Raw genomic sequence first — 17,173 nt, forward strand, 5'->3', positions numbered from 1 at the left:
TCTCCAGCGAGATGTGCAATTTGTCTACGGGGTTAAGATTAACCACCGGTCCTTAACTCAACCTGAAAACAGCTGGCCGCATGATAGCGCAGCTTGCGGCCTTGTCGCGGCCACGTGGAGCGGTGATGGCATCGCCGCCTCGCGATAAAGCCCTATACTGCCCACCTGCCCTGCCCGAGACCCCGCCATGAGCGCCATCCACATCAAGTACCCCGCCCTGACCTTCAAGGCCGGCCAGCGCGCCTTGCGGCAGATTCGCGAGCGCGGCCTGCTGGCCGCCGATGTCGGCGTGCTGCCGGGCGCCGCCGGTGGCCCCAAGCCCTTGGGAATCCAGGGCCTGGACCTGGCGCTGTTCGGTGAATGGCTGCCGACGGCACCACGGCAACGGGCATTGATCGGCGCCTCGATCGGCTCCTGGCGTTTCGCCAGTGCCTGCCTCGACGACCCGGTGGCCGGCATCCGCCGCCTGGGCGAGCTGTATACCGAGCAGGATTTCGCCAAGGGCGTGACCCCCAGGGAAATCAGCCAGAGCTGCCAACGCATGCTCGACGACCTGCTGCAGGGCCGCGATGGGCAGATCCTCGCCAACCCGCACTATCGCCTGAACATCCTGGTGGTGAAGAGCCACGGCCAGCTCGCCCACGACCACCGTGGCCGCCTGGGCGTGGGTCTGGGCTCGGTGATCGCCAGCAACCTGCTGGGCCGCTCGCGCCTGGCCCGGCACTTCGAGCGGGTGATCCTGCACGATGAACGTGCCGCGCCACCGCTGGAGGCGCTCACCGACTTCCCTTCGCGCAGCCTGCCGCTGGACCTGGCCAACCTGCGCCACGCCCTGCTCGCCTCGGGCTCGATCCCGATGGTCATGGAGGGTGTGCGCGACATCCCCGGCGCGGGTGCCGGCACCTACCGCGACGGCGGCCTGCTCGACTACCACCTGGACCTGCCCTACCGCGGCGACGACCTGGTGCTCTACCCGCACTTCACCGACAAGGTGGTGCCCGGCTGGTTCGACAAGGCCCTGCCCTGGCGCAAGGGCAACGCCACACGCCTGCAGAATGTGTTGCTGATGACCCCGTCGCCGCAGTACCTCGCCGCCCTGCCCTACGGCAAGCTGCCGGATCGCAACGACTTCAAGCGTTTCATGGGCGATGCGCCGAGCCGCAAGCGCTACTGGTACAAGGCCATCGCCGAAAGCCGGCGCCTGGGCGACGAACTGCTGGAGCTGATCGCCACCGGGCGGTTGCAGGATCAGTTGCAAGCCTTGTAGCGGGCATGCTGGTAGACTGCGCGCATCGTTGATTCACACAGAGTTATGCCAGCGTGGAAATCTTTAAGGAATTTACCTTCGAATCGGCTCACCGCCTGCCCAACGTCCCGGCCGGGCACAAGTGCGGCCGCCTGCATGGCCATTCGTTCAAGGTCGCCCTGCACCTGACCGGCCCGCTCGATCCGCACACCGGCTGGATCCGCGACTTCTCCGAGATCAAGGCGATCTTCAAGCCGATCTACGAACAACTGGACCATAACTACCTGAACGATATTCCCGGACTGGAAAACCCCACCAGCGAAGTGATCGCCAAGTGGATCTGGGATCAGGTCAAGCCGCTGCTGCCGGAACTGTCGAAGGTGCGCATTCACGAGACCTGCACCAGCGGGTGCGAGTACACCGGCGACTGATCGAATGCCCTGTCGCGGATAAATCCGCGACAGGGCCGCAAGACCTCAGCCCAGCTGCCCGCTCTCCAAGGCATCACGCAGAAAGCTCGGGGCGATATAGCGCTGGTAATGCGCCTCGGAAAGCAAAAAGAATTCCCGATCGATGGCGTCGCGCAGCTGTGGCAGCTCCCAGTCGCGGAACTCCGGCAGCAAGGCCATCCCGTAGGCCTCCAGGTCGCGAATCATCCGCGCCCCGCGGGCGATCAGCTGGTAGGCCCAGCAATATTCCGACTGCTGTGCCACATAGCGGATCGAACGCTGTTCGAGCTGCTCGCGCAAGCGCGCTTTGTCGAACACTTCCAGCTTGGCCATCATCACCTGCACCAGCAGTTGCTCCAGGCGCAGCCACACGGCGCGCTTCTGCTCGTCGTCGTAGCCGTTCCAGTGGATCACTTCGTGGTGGAAGCGCTTGCAGCCGCGGCACACCAGGTCTCCATACACGGTGGAGCAGAGGCCGACGCAAGGCGTCTTGATGGATTGGTTGGACATGTAAAAACAACGGCTTGGCGGTGGAACACGGCCCCATGTTAGCCCTTTGTCTAACCAGGGTCACCCGTTAAAGTCTTCTTCGCCGCCTTACTTTCGGCTAATTTTTGCCGTAGAATCACTCCGCCTTTTCAAGGCAACCATGTCCGTTGGAAGCTGTTTTCAAAGCGTCACGAGCACAGTTCATCCGGTAGAACGGCGTTGGCCCTGTCCATGCGAACGCATGGCCACGGCCAACCCCTCATCAGCCTCCCGTTCTACAGGCGTAAAACTTTGAAAACAGCTTCTGTAAGGATTCTCTGCGACCCTGGCTTGCCGGCTCAAAAAGCCGTCTTAAGCGCATGGGTGCAGGAGAATGCTGGATGAGCGTCCCGGACTCCCTTTAGGGACCACTGATGAGGGTAATAACTGTGCTTGAAGCCTACCGCAAACATATCGAAGAGCGTGCCGCTCTGGGTATCGTGCCCCAGCCGCTGAACGCCGAACAAACTGCAGGCCTGGTCGAGCTGCTGAAAAACCCGCCGGCCGGCGAAGAAGCCTTCCTCGTAGACCTGATCACCAACCGCGTTCCGCCAGGAGTCGACGAAGCCGCCTACGTCAAGGCCGCTTTCCTCTCCGCTGTCGCCAAGGGTGAAGCCAAGTCGCCACTGATCGACCGCAAGCACGCCACCGAGCTGCTGGGTACCATGCAGGGCGGCTACAACATCGAAACGCTGGTCGCGCTGCTGGACGACGCCGAACTGGGCGCCGTCGCGGCCGAACAGCTCAAGCACACCCTGCTGATGTTCGATGCCTTCCACGACGTGGCCGAAAAAGCCAAGGCGGGCAATGCCCACGCCAAGGCCGTGCTGGAATCCTGGGCTGCCGGCGAGTGGTTCACCTCGCGCCCGGCGATCGCCGACAAGTACACCCTGACCGTGTTCAAGGTGCCTGGCGAAACCAACACCGACGACCTGTCCCCTGCCCCGGACGCCTGGTCGCGCCCAGACATCCCGCTGCATGCCCTGGCCATGCTGAAAATGGCCCGCGACGGCATCGAGCCTTCGCAGCCTGGTTCGGTCGGCCCGCTGGCGCAGATCGAAGCGGTCAAGGCCAAGGGCTTCCCGGTCGCCTACGTCGGTGACGTGGTCGGTACCGGTTCCTCGCGTAAATCGGCCACCAACTCGGTGCTGTGGTTCTTCGGCGACGACATCCCGTACGTGCCGAACAAGCGCGCCGGTGGCTTCTGCTTCGGCACCAAGATCGCTCCGATCTTCTACAACACCATGGAAGACGCCGGCGCCCTGCCGATCGAATTCGACTGCACCAACCTGGGCATGGGCGACGTCATCGACGTTTACCCTTACAAAGGTGAAGTACGCCGTCACGGCAGCGACGAACTGGTCACCAACTTCGAGCTGAAAACCGAAGTGCTGCTGGACGAAGTCCGCGCTGGTGGTCGTATCCCGCTGATCGTCGGCCGTGGCCTGACCGAGAAAGCGCGTGCCGAGCTGGGCCTGGCACCATCGGACCTGTTCAAGAAGCCTGAGCAACCTGCTGCTTCGACCAAAGGCTTCACCCTGGCGCAGAAGATGGTCGGCCGCGCCTGCGGTCTGCCGGAAGGCCAGGGCGTGCGCCCAGGTGCCTACTGCGAGCCGAAGATGACCACCGTCGGCTCCCAGGACACCACTGGCCCGATGACCCGCGACGAGCTGAAAGACCTGGCGTGCCTGGGCTTCTCCGCCGACCTGGTAATGCAGTCGTTCTGCCACACTGCGGCCTATCCGAAGCCGATCGACGTCAACACCCACCACACCCTGCCAGACTTCATCCGCACCCGTGGCGGCGTGTCGCTGCGCCCGGGCGACGGCATCATCCACAGCTGGCTGAACCGCATGCTGATGCCTGACACCGTCGGCACCGGTGGCGACTCGCACACCCGCTTCCCGATCGGCATCTCGTTCCCGGCAGGCTCGGGCCTGGTGGCCTTCGCCGCTGCCACCGGCGTCATGCCGCTGGACATGCCGGAGTCGATCCTGGTGCGCTTCAAGGGCAAGCTGCAGCCTGGCATCACCCTGCGTGACCTGGTCCATGCCATCCCTTACTACGCCATCCAGAAAGGCCTGCTGACCGTCGAGAAGAAAGGCAAGAAGAACGCCTTCTCCGGCCGCATCCTGGAGATCGAAGGCCTCAACGACCTGACCGTCGAGCAAGCCTTCGAGCTGTCCGACGCCTCGGCCGAACGCTCCGCCGCCGGTTGCACCATCAAGCTGCCGGAGAAGGCCATCGCCGAGTACCTGCAGTCCAACATCACCCTGCTGCGCTGGATGATCGGCGAAGGCTACGGCGATGCCCGTACCCTGGAGCGCCGCGCCCAGGCCATGGAAGCCTGGCTGGCCAAGCCTGAGCTGCTGTCGGCCGACGCCGATGCCGAATACGCCGAAATCATCGAAATCGACCTGGCCGACGTCAAGGAGCCTGTGCTCTGCGCGCCGAACGACCCGGACGACGCCCGCCTGCTGTCCTCGGTACAGGGCGAGAAGATCGACGAAGTGTTCATCGGTTCGTGCATGACCAACATTGGTCACTTCCGCGCCGCCGGCAAGCTGCTGGACAAGGTCAAGGGCGGTATCCCGACCCGTCTGTGGCTGGCCCCGCCAACCAAGATGGACGCTCACCAGCTGACCGAAGAAGGCTACTACGGCATCTACGGCAAGGCTGGCGCGCGCATGGAAATGCCAGGCTGCTCGCTGTGCATGGGTAACCAGGCACGTGTGCAGACCGGTTCGACCGTGGTCTCCACCTCGACCCGCAACTTCCCGAACCGCCTGGGCGACGCCACCAACGTGTACCTGGCCTCGGCCGAGCTGGCTGCTGTCGCTTCGATCATCGGCAAGCTGCCGACCGTCGAGGAATATATGCAGTACGCCAAGGACATCGACAGCATGGCTGCCGACGTCTACCGCTACCTGAGCTTCGACCAGATCGCCGAGTTCCGCGAAGCCGCGGCCAACGCCAAGATCCCGGTGGTTCAGGCGTAAGCAGCTGCAAGTGGTAAGTTACAAGCTGTAAGAAGAAGCCCCGGTAGCGATACCGGGGCTTCTTCGTTGGTGCCGCCGCCCTCATCGCGGGGCAAGTCGGGTCGCCGCGATGAGGACGACACAGCGAACATCACATCACGAACAGATCGACAAACCTGTGCACGGGCATGGCCTCCAGCCTCGCCTGGTCCTTGCACAACGCAACGATCTCCTCACAGCGCTGGCGCACGAAGCGCGTCGCCAGGTTCTCCCTGAACTTCGCCTCCAGCAAAGGCATCCCCTCCTCCCGCCGGCGTCGATGCCCGATCGGGTACTCCACCACCACCTGCGGCGTGTGACTGCCATCCTTGAAGAACACCTGCACGCCATTGGCAATGGAACGCTTGTCGGCCTCCAGGTACTCGCGGCTGAAGCGCGGTTCCTCGACGATCACCATCTTCTCGCGCAGGCGGTCGATGCTCGGGTGCGCGGCATGGAAGGCATCTTCGTAATGCTCGGCCACCAGGTCACCGAATATCAACGGCACCGCCGTCATGTATTGCAGGCAGTGGTCGCGGTCCGCGGCATTGGCCAGCGGCCCTTCCTTGGAAATGATGCGAATCGCCGATTCGTGGGTGGTGATGACGATGCGGTCTATCTCGTGCAGGCGGTTGCGCACCTGCGGGTGCAGGATCACCGCAGCTTCGCAGGCGGTCTGGGCATGAAATTCGGCGGGGAAGCTGATCTTGAACAGCACGTTTTCCATCACATAGCTGCCCAGCGGCTGCGGCAGGCGCAGTTCCCGCTGCGCCTCGGGCTTGAGTGCCAGGTCCTTGTTGGTGTGGCTGAACGACACGTCGTAGAACCCCCACTGCCTGGCGGTCAGCGCACCGGGCACACCCATCTCGCCGCGCAGCGCGATATCGGCCAGGCGCACGCCACGACTGGAGGCATCCCCCGCCGCCCACGACTTGCGCGAGCCGGCGTTGGGCGCATGACGGTAGGTGCGCAGGGCCTGGCCATCGACGAAGGCGTGAGAGAGTGCCGAAAGCAATTGTTCGCGGCTGGCGCCCATGAGCTTGGCACACACTGCTGTCGAGGCGACCTTGACCAACAGCACATGGTCCAGGCCAACCCGGTTGAAGGAGTTTTCCAGCGCCAGCACGCCCTGGATCTCGTGGGCCATGACCATGGCATCGAGCACCTCGCGCATGGCCAGGGCCGCCTCGCCATTGGCCACGCGCTTTTGCGACAGGTGATCGGTGACCGCCAGGATGCCACCAAGGTTGTCCGAAGGATGGCCCCACTCCGCCGCCAGCCAGGTGTCGTTGTAGTCCAGCCAGCGGACGATGCAGCCGATGTCCCAGGCCGCCTTGACCGGGTCGAGGCGGTAGCTGGTGCCTGGCACGCGGGCGCCATGGGGGACGATCGTGCCTTCGACCAACGGGCCAAGATGCTTGGTACATTCGGGAAAACGCAGGGCCAGCAGGCCGCAGCCCAGGGTGTCCATCAGGCAGTGGCGGGCGGTGTTCAGCGCCTCGGAGGACTTGACGCGGTAGCCGAGCACATAGTCGGCGAGGGTCTGCAGGACCTGGTCGTAGTCGGGACGGGTGTTGAGGTCTACGTTTGCGCTCATTCGTGGCTCCTTGATAACAGGGGCCGCAAAGCGGCCCCGCTCAACGAATGCCGAGCACTACTGATGCCTTAGAAACTATCACCGGGCACGCGCACCCAGCCCTCCATCAGCACCCGAGCGCTTCGGCTCATGATTGCCTTGGTCACGGTCCATTGCCCGTCCACCTGACGCGCCTCGGCCCCGACCCGCAGTGTCCCGGACGGATGGCCGAAACGCACGGCACTTCGTTCTCCGCCACCGGCAGCCAGGTTGACCAGCGTCCCGGGAATCGCCGCGGCGGTACCGATGGCCACCGCTGCGGTGCCCATCATCGCGTGGTGCAGCTTGCCCATCGACAGCGCACGCACCAGCAAGTCGATCTCTTCGGCAGGCACGGCTTTGCCACTGGAGGCAGTGTAGGTGCTCGGCGCCGCGACGAAGGCCACTTTCGGCGTGTGCTGGCGCCCGGCGGCCTGATCGATATGTTCGATCAGCCCCATGCGCACGGCGCCATGGGCACGGATGGTCTCGAAACGCTGCAACGCGGCGGCATCGCCGTTGATGGCGTCCTGCAACTCGCTGCCGGTATAACCGATATCGGCGGCATTGACGAAGATGGTCGGGATACCGGCATTGATCAAGGTCGCCTTGAAGGTACCGACGCCCGGGACCTCGAGGTCGTCGACCAGGTTGCCGGTGGGGAACATCGCCCCGCCCCCGCCCTCCTCGTCGGCGGCCGGGTCAAGGAACTCAAGCTGCACCTCGGCGGCCGGGAAGGTCACGCCGTCGAGCTCGAAATCGCCGGTTTCCTGCACCTCGCCTTCGGTGACCGGCACATGGGCGATGATGGTCTTGCCAATGTTGGCCTGCCAGATCCGCACGGTAGCGATGCCATTGCGTGGAATGCGGCTTGCATCGACCAGCCCGCCGCTGACGGCGAACGAGCCGACCGCGGCGGACAGGTTGCCGCAGTTGCCGCTCCAGTCGACGAAGGCCTTGTCGATCGAGACCTGGCCGAACAGGTAGTCGACGTCGTGTTCGGGCTTGAGGCTTTTCGACAGGATCACCGTCTTGCTGGTGCTGGAGGTGGCGCCACCCATGCCGTCGATCTGCTTGCCATACGGGTCGGGGCTGCCGATCACCCGCAGCAGCAGGGCGTCGCGGGCCGGGCCTGGGACCTGCGCGCGCTCGGGCAAGTCTTGCAGCCGGAAGAACACGCCTTTGCTGGTACCGCCACGGATGTAGGTGGCGGGGATTTTTACCTGTGGTGCATGTGCCATGGTTGTTGTTCCTTTTCCGTCCGTGGGAGCGGGCTTGCCCCGCGATGGCGATGTCTTGGCCATCGCGGGGCAAGCCCGCTCCCACGGACCGCTATGCATTCATCTGCGTTATGCCGTGCCTTCCAGGAAGTCCTGGGCAAAGCGCTGCAACACCCCACCCGCCTCATAGATCGATACCTCTTCGGCGGTATCCAGGCGGCAGGTCACCGGCACCTCGACGCGCTCGCCGTTGCGCCGCGTGACCACCAGGGTCAGCGTCGCGCGCGGCTTGCGCTCGCCCAGCACGTCGTAGGTTTCGCTGCCGTCCAGGCCCAAGGTCTTGCGGTCGGTACCCGCCTTGAACTCCAGCGGCAGCACGCCCATGCCCACCAGGTTGGTACGGTGGATGCGCTCGAAGCCCTCGGCGACAATCGCCTCGACGCCCGCCAGACGCACGCCCTTGGCCGCCCAGTCACGGGACGAACCCTGGCCGTAGTCGGCACCAGCAACGATAATCAGCGGCTGCTTGCGCTGCATATAGGTCTCGATGGCCTCCCACATGCGGGTCACCTTGCCTTCCGGCTCGATGCGCGCCAGCGAACCCTGCTTCACGCTGCCGTCGTCGTTGCGCACCATCTCGTTGTACAGCTTGGGGTTGGCGAAGGTGGCGCGCTGCGCGGTCAGGTGGTCGCCACGGTGGGTGGCGTAGGAGTTGAAGTCTTCCTCCGGCAGGCCCATCTTCGCCAGGTATTCACCGGCGGCGCTATCCAGCAGGATGGCGTTGGACGGCGACAGGTGGTCGGTGGTGATGTTGTCCGGCAGCACCGCCAGCGGGCGCATGCCGCGCAGGGTACGCTCACCGGCCAGGGCGCCTTCCCAGTACGGCGGGCGGCGGATGTAGGTGCTCATCGGTCGCCAGTCGTACAGCGGCGCGACCTTCGGCCCCTTGTCTTCCTCGATGGCGAACATCGGGATGTACACCTGGCGGAACTGCTCGGGTTTGACCGAGGCGCGCACCACGGCGTCGATTTCCTCGTCGCTCGGCCAGATGTCCTTGAGGCGGATTTCCTTGCCGTCGACCACGCCCAGCACGTCCTTCTCGATGTCGAAACGGATGGTACCGGCGATGGCGTAGGCCACCACCAGCGGCGGCGACGCGAGGAACGCCTGCTTGGCGTAGGGATGGATACGCCCGTCGAAGTTGCGGTTGCCCGACAGCACGGCGGTGGCGTACAGGTCGCGATCGATGATCTCCTGCTGGATCAACGGGTCCAGCGCGCCGGACATGCCGTTGCAGGTGGTGCAGGCGAAGGCGACGATGCCGAAGCCCAGTTGCTCCAGCTCCTGCTCCAGGCCGGCTTCCTTCAGGTACAGCTGCACCGCCTTGGAGCCCGGCGCGAGCGACGACTTGACCCACGGTTTGCGCACCAGGCCAAGCTTGTTGGCGTTGCGTGCGATAAGGCCAGCGGCGATCACGTTGCGCGGGTTGCTGGTGTTGGTGCAGCTGGTGATGGCGGCAATGATCACCGCGCCATCCGGCATCTGCCCCGGCACCTCTTGCCATTGTCCAGCAATGCCCTTGGCTGCCAGGTCGCTGGTGGCCACGCGGGCATGCGGGTTGGACGGGCCTGCCATGTTACGCACCACGCTCGACAGGTCGAAGCTCAGGGTGCGCTCATACTCGGCCTTGGCCAGGCTGTCGGCCCACAGGCCGGCGACCTTGGCGTAGGTTTCCACCAACTGCACCTGCTGGTCATCGCGGCCGGTCAGCTTGAGGTAGTCGATGGTCTGCTGGTCGATGGCGAACATCGCCGCGGTGGCGCCGTACTCCGGGGCCATGTTGGAGATGGTGGCACGGTCGCCCAGGGTCAGCGCGCTGGCGCCAGCACCGTGGAATTCGAGGTAGGCGCCGACCACCTTCTGCTTGCGCAGGAACTCGGTCAAGGCCAGTACCAGGTCGGTAGCGGTGATGTTCGGCGCCAAACGCCCGGTCAGCTCGACGCCGACGATCTCCGGCAGGCGCATCCACGAGGCGCGGCCGAGCATGACGTTTTCGGCCTCCAGGCCACCGACACCGATGGCGATCACGCCCAGGGCGTCGACATGCGGGGTATGGCTGTCGGTGCCGACGCAGGTGTCCGGGTAGGCCACGCCGCGGTCGTTGTGGATCACCGGCGACATCTTCTCCAGGTTGATCTGGTGCATGATGCCGTTGCCCGGCTGGATCACATCGACGTTCTTGAACGCCTGCTTGGTCCAGTTGATGAAGTGGAAACGGTCCTCATTGCGGCGGTCTTCGATGGCGCGGTTCTTGTCGAACGCCTGCGGGTCGAAGCCGCCGCATTCCACGGCAAGCGAATGGTCGACGATCAGTTGCACCGGCACCACCGGATTGACCGCGGCCGGGTCGCCGCCTTTGTCGGCGATGGCGTCACGCAGCCCGGCGAGGTCGACCAGGGCGGTCTGGCCAAGGATGTCGTGGCACACCACGCGGGCCGGGAACCAGGGGAAGTCGAGGTCGCGCTTGCGCTCGATCAGTTGCTCGAGCGATGCATCGAGGGTGGCCGGATCGCAGCGGCGCACCAGGTTTTCGGCCAGTACGCGGGAGGTATAAGGCAAGCCGTCGTAAGCGCCGGGCTTGATCGCCTCGACCGCGGCACGGGCGTCGAAGTAGTCCAGGGCGGTGCCTGGCAGGTTCTTGCGGAATGCGGTGTTCATATCGTTATCAGGCTCACGGTATTCGGTTTGCAGGTCAGGCCTTGGGGCGCTGCGCACCCCATCGCCGGCAAGCCGGCTCCCACAGCAACGCATGGACATTGGGAGCTGGCTCGCCGGCGAAAGGGCTGCATGGCAGCCCCAGCGGTCGTTGCCTCAGCGCTGCTCGATCGGCACGAACTGGCGCTGCTCGACGCCGGTGTACTCGGCACTCGGGCGGATGATGCGGTTGTTGGCGCGCTGCTCGAACACGTGCGCGGCCCAGCCGGTCAGGCGCGAGCAGACGAAGATCGGGGTGAACAGCTTGGTCGGGATGCCCATGAAGTGGTACGCCGAAGCATGGTAGAAGTCGGCATTGGGGAACAGGCGCTTCTGCTCCCACATGGTCTTGTCGATGGCTTCGGAGACCGGGTACAGAACCTTGTCGCCCACCTCGTCGGCCAACTGCTTCGCCCAGCCCTTGATCACTTCGTTGCGCGGGTCGGACTCTTTGTAGATGGCGTGGCCGAAGCCCATGATCTTGTCCTTGCGCTCGAGCATGCGCAGCAGCTCGGCAGTGGCTTCCTGCGGGCTCTGGAAGCGCTCGATCAGCTCCATGGCGGCTTCGTTGGCGCCACCGTGCAGCGGGCCGCGCAGCGAGCCGATGGCGGCGGTGACGCAGGAGTACAGGTCGGACAGGGTCGAGGCACAGACCCGGGCGGTGAAGGTCGAGGCGTTGAATTCGTGCTCGGCGTAGAGGATCAGCGAGACGTTCATCACCTTGACGTGCAGCTCGCTTGGCTTCTTGCCGTGCAGCAGGTGCAGGAAGTGGCCGCCGAGGGTGTCTTCGTCGCTGCTGCAGTCGATACGCACGCCGTGGTGGGTGTAGCGGTACCAGTAGCACATCACCGCCGGGAACAACGCCAGCAGGCGGTCGGTCTTGTCGCGCTGGGCGTCGAAGGTCAGCTCCGGCTCCAGAGTGCCGAGCACCGAGCAGCCGGTGCGCATCACGTCCATCGGGTGGGCATCGCGCGGAATGCGCTCGAGCACTTCCTTCAAGGCTTGTGGCAGGTCGCGCAGGCCCTTGAGCTTGTGCTTGTAATCGGCCAGCTCGGCCTTGCTCGGCAGCTCGCCGTAGAGCAGCAGGTAGGCCACTTCCTCGAACTCGGCGCCTGCGGCCAGGTCGCGCACGTCATAGCCGCGGTAGGTCAGGCCGGCACCGGCCTGGCCGACGGTCGACAGCGCGGTCTGGCCGGCCACCTGGCCACGCAGGCCCGCGCCACTGAGTACTTTTGCTTCGGCCATGGTGTTTCTCCTTTCTTGAATTTGTTATCGAAGTCTTGCTGGCTAATCCTGGCGGGTTGTACCGGCCTGATGGCGGGGCAAGCCCGCTCTCACCAGGCCGGTACGGGCATTCGCTTACCCTTTCTTCTGCGCGAACAACGCATCGAGGCTCTGCTCGAAGGCGTGATAGCCGATGGCATCGTAGAGCTCCATGCGGGTCTGCATGGTGTCGATCACGTTCTTCTGCGTGCCGTCGCGGCGCAGCGCGGTGTAGACGTTCTCTGCCGCCTTGTTCATGGCGCGGAAGGCCGACAGCGGGTAGAGCACCAGCGACACGTCGACCGACGCCAATTCCTCGGTGGTGTACAGCGGCGTGGCGCCGAACTCGGTGATATTGGCCAGGATCGGCGCCTTCACCCGGTCGGCGAAGGTCTTGTACATGTGCAACTCGGTGATCGCCTCGGGGAAGATCATGTCGGCGCCGGCCTCGATGCAGGCGGCGGCGCGATCCAGCGCGGCGTTCAGGCCTTCCACCGCCAGGGCGTCGGTACGGGCCATGATCACGAAGCTGTCGTCGCTGCGTGCATCCACGGCCGCCTTGATGCGGTCGACCATCTCCTGCTGCGAGACGATCTCCTTGTTCGGGCGGTGACCGCAGCGCTTGGCGCCGACCTGGTCCTCGATATGGATGGCGGCGGCGCCGAACTTGCTCATCGACTTGACAGTGCGGGCGACGTTGAAGGCCGAAGCGCCAAAGCCGGTGTCGACATCCACCAGCAGCGGCAGGTCGCACACATCGGTTATGCGGCGCACGTCGGTGAGCACATCGTCCAGGCCACTGATGCCCAGGTCCGGCAGCCCCAGGGAGCCGGCGGCGACACCACCACCGGAGAGGTAGATGGCCTTGAAACCGGCGCGCTTGGCCAGCAGGGCGTGGTTGGCGTTGATGGTCCCGACCACCTGCAGCGGATGTTCGGCGGCGACCGCGTCACGGAAACGCTGGCCGGGCGTGCTCTTCACTGTCATGACTCACCTCGTGGGCTATTGTTGTCGGCACCCTGGTAGTGGCGCTCGATATTGCGTTTGGACGCGCCGATGTGGCGGCGCATCAGGAGTTCTGCAAGCTCACCGTCGCGGGCTTCGATGGCATCGAGGATACGGTGGTGCTCGGCGAAGGCCTGGCGCGGGCGGTTGGGCGTGGAGGAGAACTGGATGCGGTACATGCGCACCAGCTGGTACAGCTCGCCGCAGAGCATCTTGTACAAGGTCTGGTTGCCGCTGCCCTGGATGATCCGGTAGTGGAAGTCGTAGTCGCCTTCCTGCTGGTAATAGCCCTGCCCGGCCTGGAACGCGGCATCGCGCTCATGGGTATCGAGCACATGGCGCAGCTCGTCGATGGCGGCCTGGCTCATGCGCTCGGCGGCCAGGCGGCAGGCCATGCCTTCGAGCGATTCGCGGATTTCGTACAGCTCGATCAGCTCGGCGTGGCTCAGCGACACCACCCGTGCGCCGACATGGGGCACGCGCACCAGCAGGCGCTGGCCTTCGAGGCGGTGGATGGCTTCGCGCAGCGGGCCACGGCTGATGCCGTAGGTACGCGCAAGCTCAGGCTCGGAAATCTTGCTGCCGGGGGCGATCTCGCCCTTGACGATGGCGGCCTGGATACGCCGGAAGACATGCTCCGAGAGGGTCTCGGTCTCGTCCTGCGGCAGTGCCACGGCCTGGGATGCATCCAGCATGATTGTCGACACCTTTAAAATCAATGACGGCAAAACTAGCTAAACAGAGAGCTACAGTCAAAGACAAAAAGAACATTGTCGACAATCGTCTAATAACGAACTAACCAAGCCCACCCGCGGTCAGATCGCGGGCGCGCTGGCGTCAAGGCACCGGCGTGATAGAATGCCGCGCTCCTTCGGGAGCATGGATAGTGTGTCTGTCATCCTTTCATGCCCATGACAGATCAATGAGGACGCTTGGCCAGTCGCCTTGCCCTGAACTTTGCACAGCACCGCGCCAGGATTATGAGACTCAAACCCGCTTCATTGCTGCTCTGCCTGACCCTGCTGCCGGCACTCGCGCCCGCGGCCGAAAAGACCGTGTACGGTCTCAATGAATACGCCCGCCTGGGCGACCTTGACCTGGAAGTGGCAGCCAAGCTCGACACCGGCGCCAAGACCGCCTCGCTCAGCGCCCGCGACATCAAGCGCTTCAAGCGCAACGGCGAGAGCTGGGTGCGCTTCTACCTGGCCATCGACGCCGCGCACCAGCACCCCATCGAACGCCCTCTGGCCCGCGTCAGCAAGATCAAGCGCCGCGCCGGGGACTATGACGCCGATTCGGGCAAGGCCTACACTGCCCGCCCGGTCATCGAACTCGACATCTGCATGGGCCAGACGCGACGCACCATCGAGGTCAACCTCACCGACCGCAGCGCCTTCCAGTTCCCGCTGCTGATCGGCTCCGAGGCCCTCAAGCACTTCGGTGCGCTGGTCGACCCAAGCCTTAAATACGCGGCCGGCAAACCTGCCTGTGCCACCGAAGCTACCAAAGCAGAGTAATCCCGATGCGCTCTCTTACCCTCCACCTGAAAGTCCTGATCACCGTCCTGGTGGTGCTGGGCATCGCGATCACGGCCTACCAGATCTTCGCCCTCGGCATCCCGGTGACCGAGGACGAGACCGATGACCTGTGGAACATCGACGCCAAGGTCGAGTTCGTTGCCAGCGCCAAGGACCCGGTCAAGGTGCAGATGTTCGTGCCCCCGCTGAACCGTGACTACGTGAGCCTCAACGAGAGCTTCATCTCCAACAACTACGGGGTCAGCGTCAACCGCGCCGACGGCAACCGCAAGGTGACCTGGTCGGCCCGTCGCGCCAGCGGCAACCAGACCCTCTACTACCGCCTGGTGCTGACCAAGCGCTACAGCACCGAGAAGGCCAAGATCAAGGGCCCGACCTTCCGCGACAGCCTGGCCGTCGAAGGCCCGGAGAAGATTGCCGCCGAAGCGCTGATGGCACCGATTCGCCAGCATTCGGCTGACGTCGAGACCTTCGTCAGCGAGACCATCAAGCGGGTCAACAACGCCAACGACGACAACGCCAAGCTGCTGCTGGCCGGCGACAACTCGCCGCTGAAGAAAGCCCAGGTCATCGACCTGCTGCTGTCCATCGCCCACGTTCCGCTGGAGAAGGTCCATACCATCCGCCTGGTGGCCGACACCCCGCAGAGCCCTGAACTATGGCTGCGCAGCTTCAACGGCAACGACTGGCTGTACTTCAACCCGGAGACCGGCGAACAGGGCCTGCCCAGCGACCGCCTGCTGTGGTGGACCGGCGATGACAACCTGATCACCGTCGATGGCGGCAAGAAGGCCACCGTCACCTTCAGCATGAACAACAGCGAGATGAACGCCATCCGCCTGGCCAAGCTGACCGACGAAAACACCGACGCCGACTTCCTCGAGTACTCGCTGTACGGCCTGCCGCTACAGACCCAGCAGACCTTCATGATCATGGTGATGATCCCGATCGGTGTACTGGTGATCCTGGTGCTGCGCAACCTGATCGGCATCCAGACCCTGGGCACCTTCACCCCGGTACTGATCGCCCTGGCCTTCCGCGAGACGCAACTGGGCTTCGGCATCATCCTGTTCACGGTGATCACCGCCCTGGGCCTGTCGCTGCGCTCGTACCTGGAACACCTCAAGCTGCAGATGCTGCCGCGCCTGTCGGTGGTGCTGACCTTCGTCGTGGTGCTGATCGCCGCCATCAGCCTGTTCAGCCACAAGCTTGGCCTGGAGCGCGGGCTGTCGGTAGCGCTGTTCCCGATGGTGATCCTGACCATGACCATCGAACGCCTGTCGATCACCTGGGAAGAGCGTGGCGGCGGCCATGCCATGAAAGTGGCCGTCGGCACCCTGTTCGCCGCCTCCATCGCGCACCTGCTGATGACCGTGCCGGAAGCCGTGTACTTCGTCTTCACCTTCCCGGCGGTGCTGCTGATCCTGGTGGGCTTCATGCTGGCGATGGGTCGCTACCGCGGCTACCGCCTGACCGAGCTCGTGCGCTTCAAGGCATTCCTGAAGAAGGCTGACGCCTGATGTTCGGCCTGATCAAGACCTGGAAAGCCCTGGAGGCCCGGGGCATCATGGGTATCAACCGGCGCAACGCGGACTACGTGTTGAAGTACAACAAGCGCCACCTGTACCCGATCGTCGACGACAAGATCATCACCAAGGAGCGCGCCTTGGCGGCCGGGATCCATGTCCCGGAGATGTACGGCATCATCGAGACCGAGAAGCAGATCGAGAAGCTCGACGAGATCATCGGCGGGCGCAGCGACTTCGTCATCAAGCCGGCCCAGGGCGCCGGCGGTGACGGCATCCTGGTGATCGCCGACCGCTTCGAGGACCGCTACCGCACGGTCTCGGGCAAGATCATCAGCCATGAGGAGATCGAGCACCAGATCTCCAGCATCCTTACCGGCCTGTATTCGCTGGGCGGGCACCGCGACCGGGCGCTGATCGAGTACCGGGTCACTCCGGACCAGATCTTCAAGAGCATCAGCTACGAGGGGGTGCCCGACATCCGCATCATCGTGCTGATGGGCTATCCGGTGATGGCCATGCTGCGCCTGCCGACCCGCCAGTCCGGCGGCAAGGCCAACCTGCACCAGGGCGCCATCGGCGTCGGTGTGGACCTGGCCACCGGCCTGACACTGCGCGGCACCTGGCTGAACAAGATCATCAGCAAGCACCCCGACACCACCAACGCAGTGGACGGCGTGCAACTGCCGAACTGGGACGGTTTCATGAAGCTTGCGGCCAGCTGCTACGAGCTGTGCGGCCTGGGCTATATAGGCGTGGACATGGTGCTGGACCAGGACAAGGGCCCGCTGATCCTCGAACTCAACGCCCGCCCCGGCCTGAACATCCAGATCGCCAACGACTGCGGGCTCACGCAACGCACCCACGCCATCGAGGCGCACCTGGAGATGCTGGCCAAGGAAGGTCGCAGCGAGGATGCCGAGCAGCGCGTGAAGGTCTCGCAAGGCCTGTTCGGGCACGTTCATCCAGGCTGAAACCTCGTAGGAGCGGGCTTGCCCCGCGATTGGCATAA

Annotated in this window: 13 protein-coding genes; 6 read left to right on the forward strand and 7 right to left on the reverse strand. The window is 64.4% G+C overall.

Annotated features, from left to right (window positions below):
- Positions 1-187: 187 nt before the first annotated feature.
- Positions 188-1,267: a patatin-like phospholipase domain-containing protein gene (locus tag KHO27_RS13020; protein ID WP_110700906.1), complete on the forward strand. Its 1,080-nt coding sequence runs from the start codon at positions 188-190 to the stop codon at positions 1,265-1,267.
- A 53-nt stretch (positions 1,268-1,320) separates the two neighbouring features.
- Positions 1,321-1,677, forward strand: a complete 357-nt coding sequence (gene queD, locus KHO27_RS13025) for a 6-carboxytetrahydropterin synthase QueD (RefSeq protein ID WP_023630589.1) — start codon at positions 1,321-1,323, stop codon at positions 1,675-1,677.
- Between the two features lie 45 nt (positions 1,678-1,722).
- Here the strand turns inward: queD and KHO27_RS13030 are convergent, their stop codons facing one another.
- Positions 1,723-2,205 (reverse strand): DUF1289 domain-containing protein, encoded by a 483-nt coding sequence (locus tag KHO27_RS13030; RefSeq protein ID WP_214501944.1) that lies wholly within the window; start codon positions 2,203-2,205, stop codon positions 1,723-1,725.
- A gap of 407 nt (positions 2,206-2,612) precedes the next feature.
- On the opposite strand from KHO27_RS13030, the gene acnB reads away from it, so the two are divergent.
- Positions 2,613-5,222 carry a bifunctional aconitate hydratase 2/2-methylisocitrate dehydratase gene (gene acnB / locus KHO27_RS13035; protein WP_214501988.1) on the forward strand — a complete coding sequence of 870 codons (2,610 nt, stop codon included), beginning with the start codon at positions 2,613-2,615 and terminating at the stop codon, positions 5,220-5,222.
- Positions 5,223-5,352: 130 nt separating this feature from the next.
- Here acnB and prpD read toward each other — a convergent pair whose 3' ends face one another.
- The 6 genes from prpD to KHO27_RS13065 form a co-directional block, all read right to left on the reverse strand.
- Positions 5,353-6,837, reverse strand: a complete 1,485-nt coding sequence (prpD, locus tag KHO27_RS13040; RefSeq protein ID WP_111533031.1) for a 2-methylcitrate dehydratase — start codon at positions 6,835-6,837, stop codon at positions 5,353-5,355.
- A 68-nt stretch (positions 6,838-6,905) separates the two neighbouring features.
- Positions 6,906-8,096, reverse strand: a complete 1,191-nt coding sequence (gene prpF / locus KHO27_RS13045; RefSeq protein ID WP_111533030.1) for a 2-methylaconitate cis-trans isomerase PrpF — start codon at positions 8,094-8,096, stop codon at positions 6,906-6,908.
- A 108-nt stretch (positions 8,097-8,204) separates the two neighbouring features.
- A complete protein-coding gene (gene acnD, locus KHO27_RS13050; RefSeq protein WP_110700916.1) occupies positions 8,205-10,793 on the reverse strand; it encodes a Fe/S-dependent 2-methylisocitrate dehydratase AcnD in 2,589 nt (862 codons plus the stop codon).
- A gap of 153 nt (positions 10,794-10,946) precedes the next feature.
- Positions 10,947-12,074 (reverse strand): bifunctional 2-methylcitrate synthase/citrate synthase, encoded by a 1,128-nt coding sequence (gene prpC, locus KHO27_RS13055; protein ID WP_110700918.1) that lies wholly within the window; start codon positions 12,072-12,074, stop codon positions 10,947-10,949.
- Positions 12,075-12,188: 114 nt separating this feature from the next.
- Positions 12,189-13,079, reverse strand: coding sequence for a methylisocitrate lyase (gene prpB / locus KHO27_RS13060; protein ID WP_038706441.1), 891 nt, complete (start codon positions 13,077-13,079; stop codon positions 12,189-12,191).
- Positions 13,076-13,792, reverse strand: coding sequence for a GntR family transcriptional regulator (locus tag KHO27_RS13065; RefSeq protein WP_102683264.1), 717 nt, complete (start codon positions 13,790-13,792; stop codon positions 13,076-13,078). Before KHO27_RS13065 ends, prpB begins: the two co-directional genes overlap by 4 nt.
- Positions 13,793-14,077: 285 nt before the next feature.
- Between KHO27_RS13065 and rloA the strand changes: the two genes are divergently transcribed.
- Genes rloA through KHO27_RS13080 form a run of 3 tightly spaced genes read left to right on the forward strand, consistent with a single transcriptional unit; the run spans position 14,078 to position 17,135 of the window.
- A complete protein-coding gene (gene rloA / locus KHO27_RS13070) occupies positions 14,078-14,614 on the forward strand; it encodes a retropepsin-like aspartic peptidase RloA (protein ID WP_110700920.1) in 537 nt (178 codons plus the stop codon).
- A 5-nt stretch (positions 14,615-14,619) separates the two neighbouring features.
- Positions 14,620-16,155 (forward strand): osmotic stress tolerance membrane protein RloB, encoded by a 1,536-nt coding sequence (gene rloB / locus KHO27_RS13075; protein WP_046854910.1) that lies wholly within the window; start codon positions 14,620-14,622, stop codon positions 16,153-16,155.
- Complete coding sequence (locus tag KHO27_RS13080; protein WP_102683261.1) at positions 16,155-17,135, forward strand: alpha-L-glutamate ligase-like protein; 981 nt, start codon at positions 16,155-16,157, stop codon at positions 17,133-17,135. Before rloB ends, KHO27_RS13080 begins: the two co-directional genes overlap by 1 nt.
- Positions 17,136-17,173 lie beyond the last annotated feature (38 nt).

Source organism: Pseudomonas sp. RC3H12 (assembly GCF_018596375.1).
Lineage (GTDB): Bacteria > Pseudomonadota > Gammaproteobacteria > Pseudomonadales > Pseudomonadaceae > Aquipseudomonas.

Excerpts from the sequence above, each read along its gene's own strand:
- prpD (WP_111533031.1), bottom strand. The coding sequence starts at position 6,837 with ATGAGCGCAAACGTAGACCTCAACACCCGTCCCGACTACGACCAGGTC.
- KHO27_RS13020 (WP_110700906.1), top strand. The coding sequence starts at position 188 with ATGAGCGCCATCCACATCAAGTACCCCGCCCTGACCTTCAAGGCCGGC.
- rloA (WP_110700920.1), top strand. The coding sequence starts at position 14,078 with ATGAGACTCAAACCCGCTTCATTGCTGCTCTGCCTGACCCTGCTGCCG.
- KHO27_RS13080 (WP_102683261.1), top strand. The coding sequence starts at position 16,155 with ATGTTCGGCCTGATCAAGACCTGGAAAGCCCTGGAGGCCCGGGGCATC.
- acnD (WP_110700916.1), bottom strand. The coding sequence starts at position 10,793 with ATGAACACCGCATTCCGCAAGAACCTGCCAGGCACCGCCCTGGACTAC.
- prpF (WP_111533030.1), bottom strand. The coding sequence starts at position 8,096 with ATGGCACATGCACCACAGGTAAAAATCCCCGCCACCTACATCCGTGGC.
- KHO27_RS13030 (WP_214501944.1), bottom strand. The coding sequence starts at position 2,205 with ATGTCCAACCAATCCATCAAGACGCCTTGCGTCGGCCTCTGCTCCACC.
- prpB (WP_038706441.1), bottom strand. The coding sequence starts at position 13,079 with ATGACAGTGAAGAGCACGCCCGGCCAGCGTTTCCGTGACGCGGTCGCC.
- KHO27_RS13065 (WP_102683264.1), bottom strand. The coding sequence starts at position 13,792 with ATGCTGGATGCATCCCAGGCCGTGGCACTGCCGCAGGACGAGACCGAG.
- rloB (WP_046854910.1), top strand. The coding sequence starts at position 14,620 with ATGCGCTCTCTTACCCTCCACCTGAAAGTCCTGATCACCGTCCTGGTG.
- prpC (WP_110700918.1), bottom strand. The coding sequence starts at position 12,074 with ATGGCCGAAGCAAAAGTACTCAGTGGCGCGGGCCTGCGTGGCCAGGTG.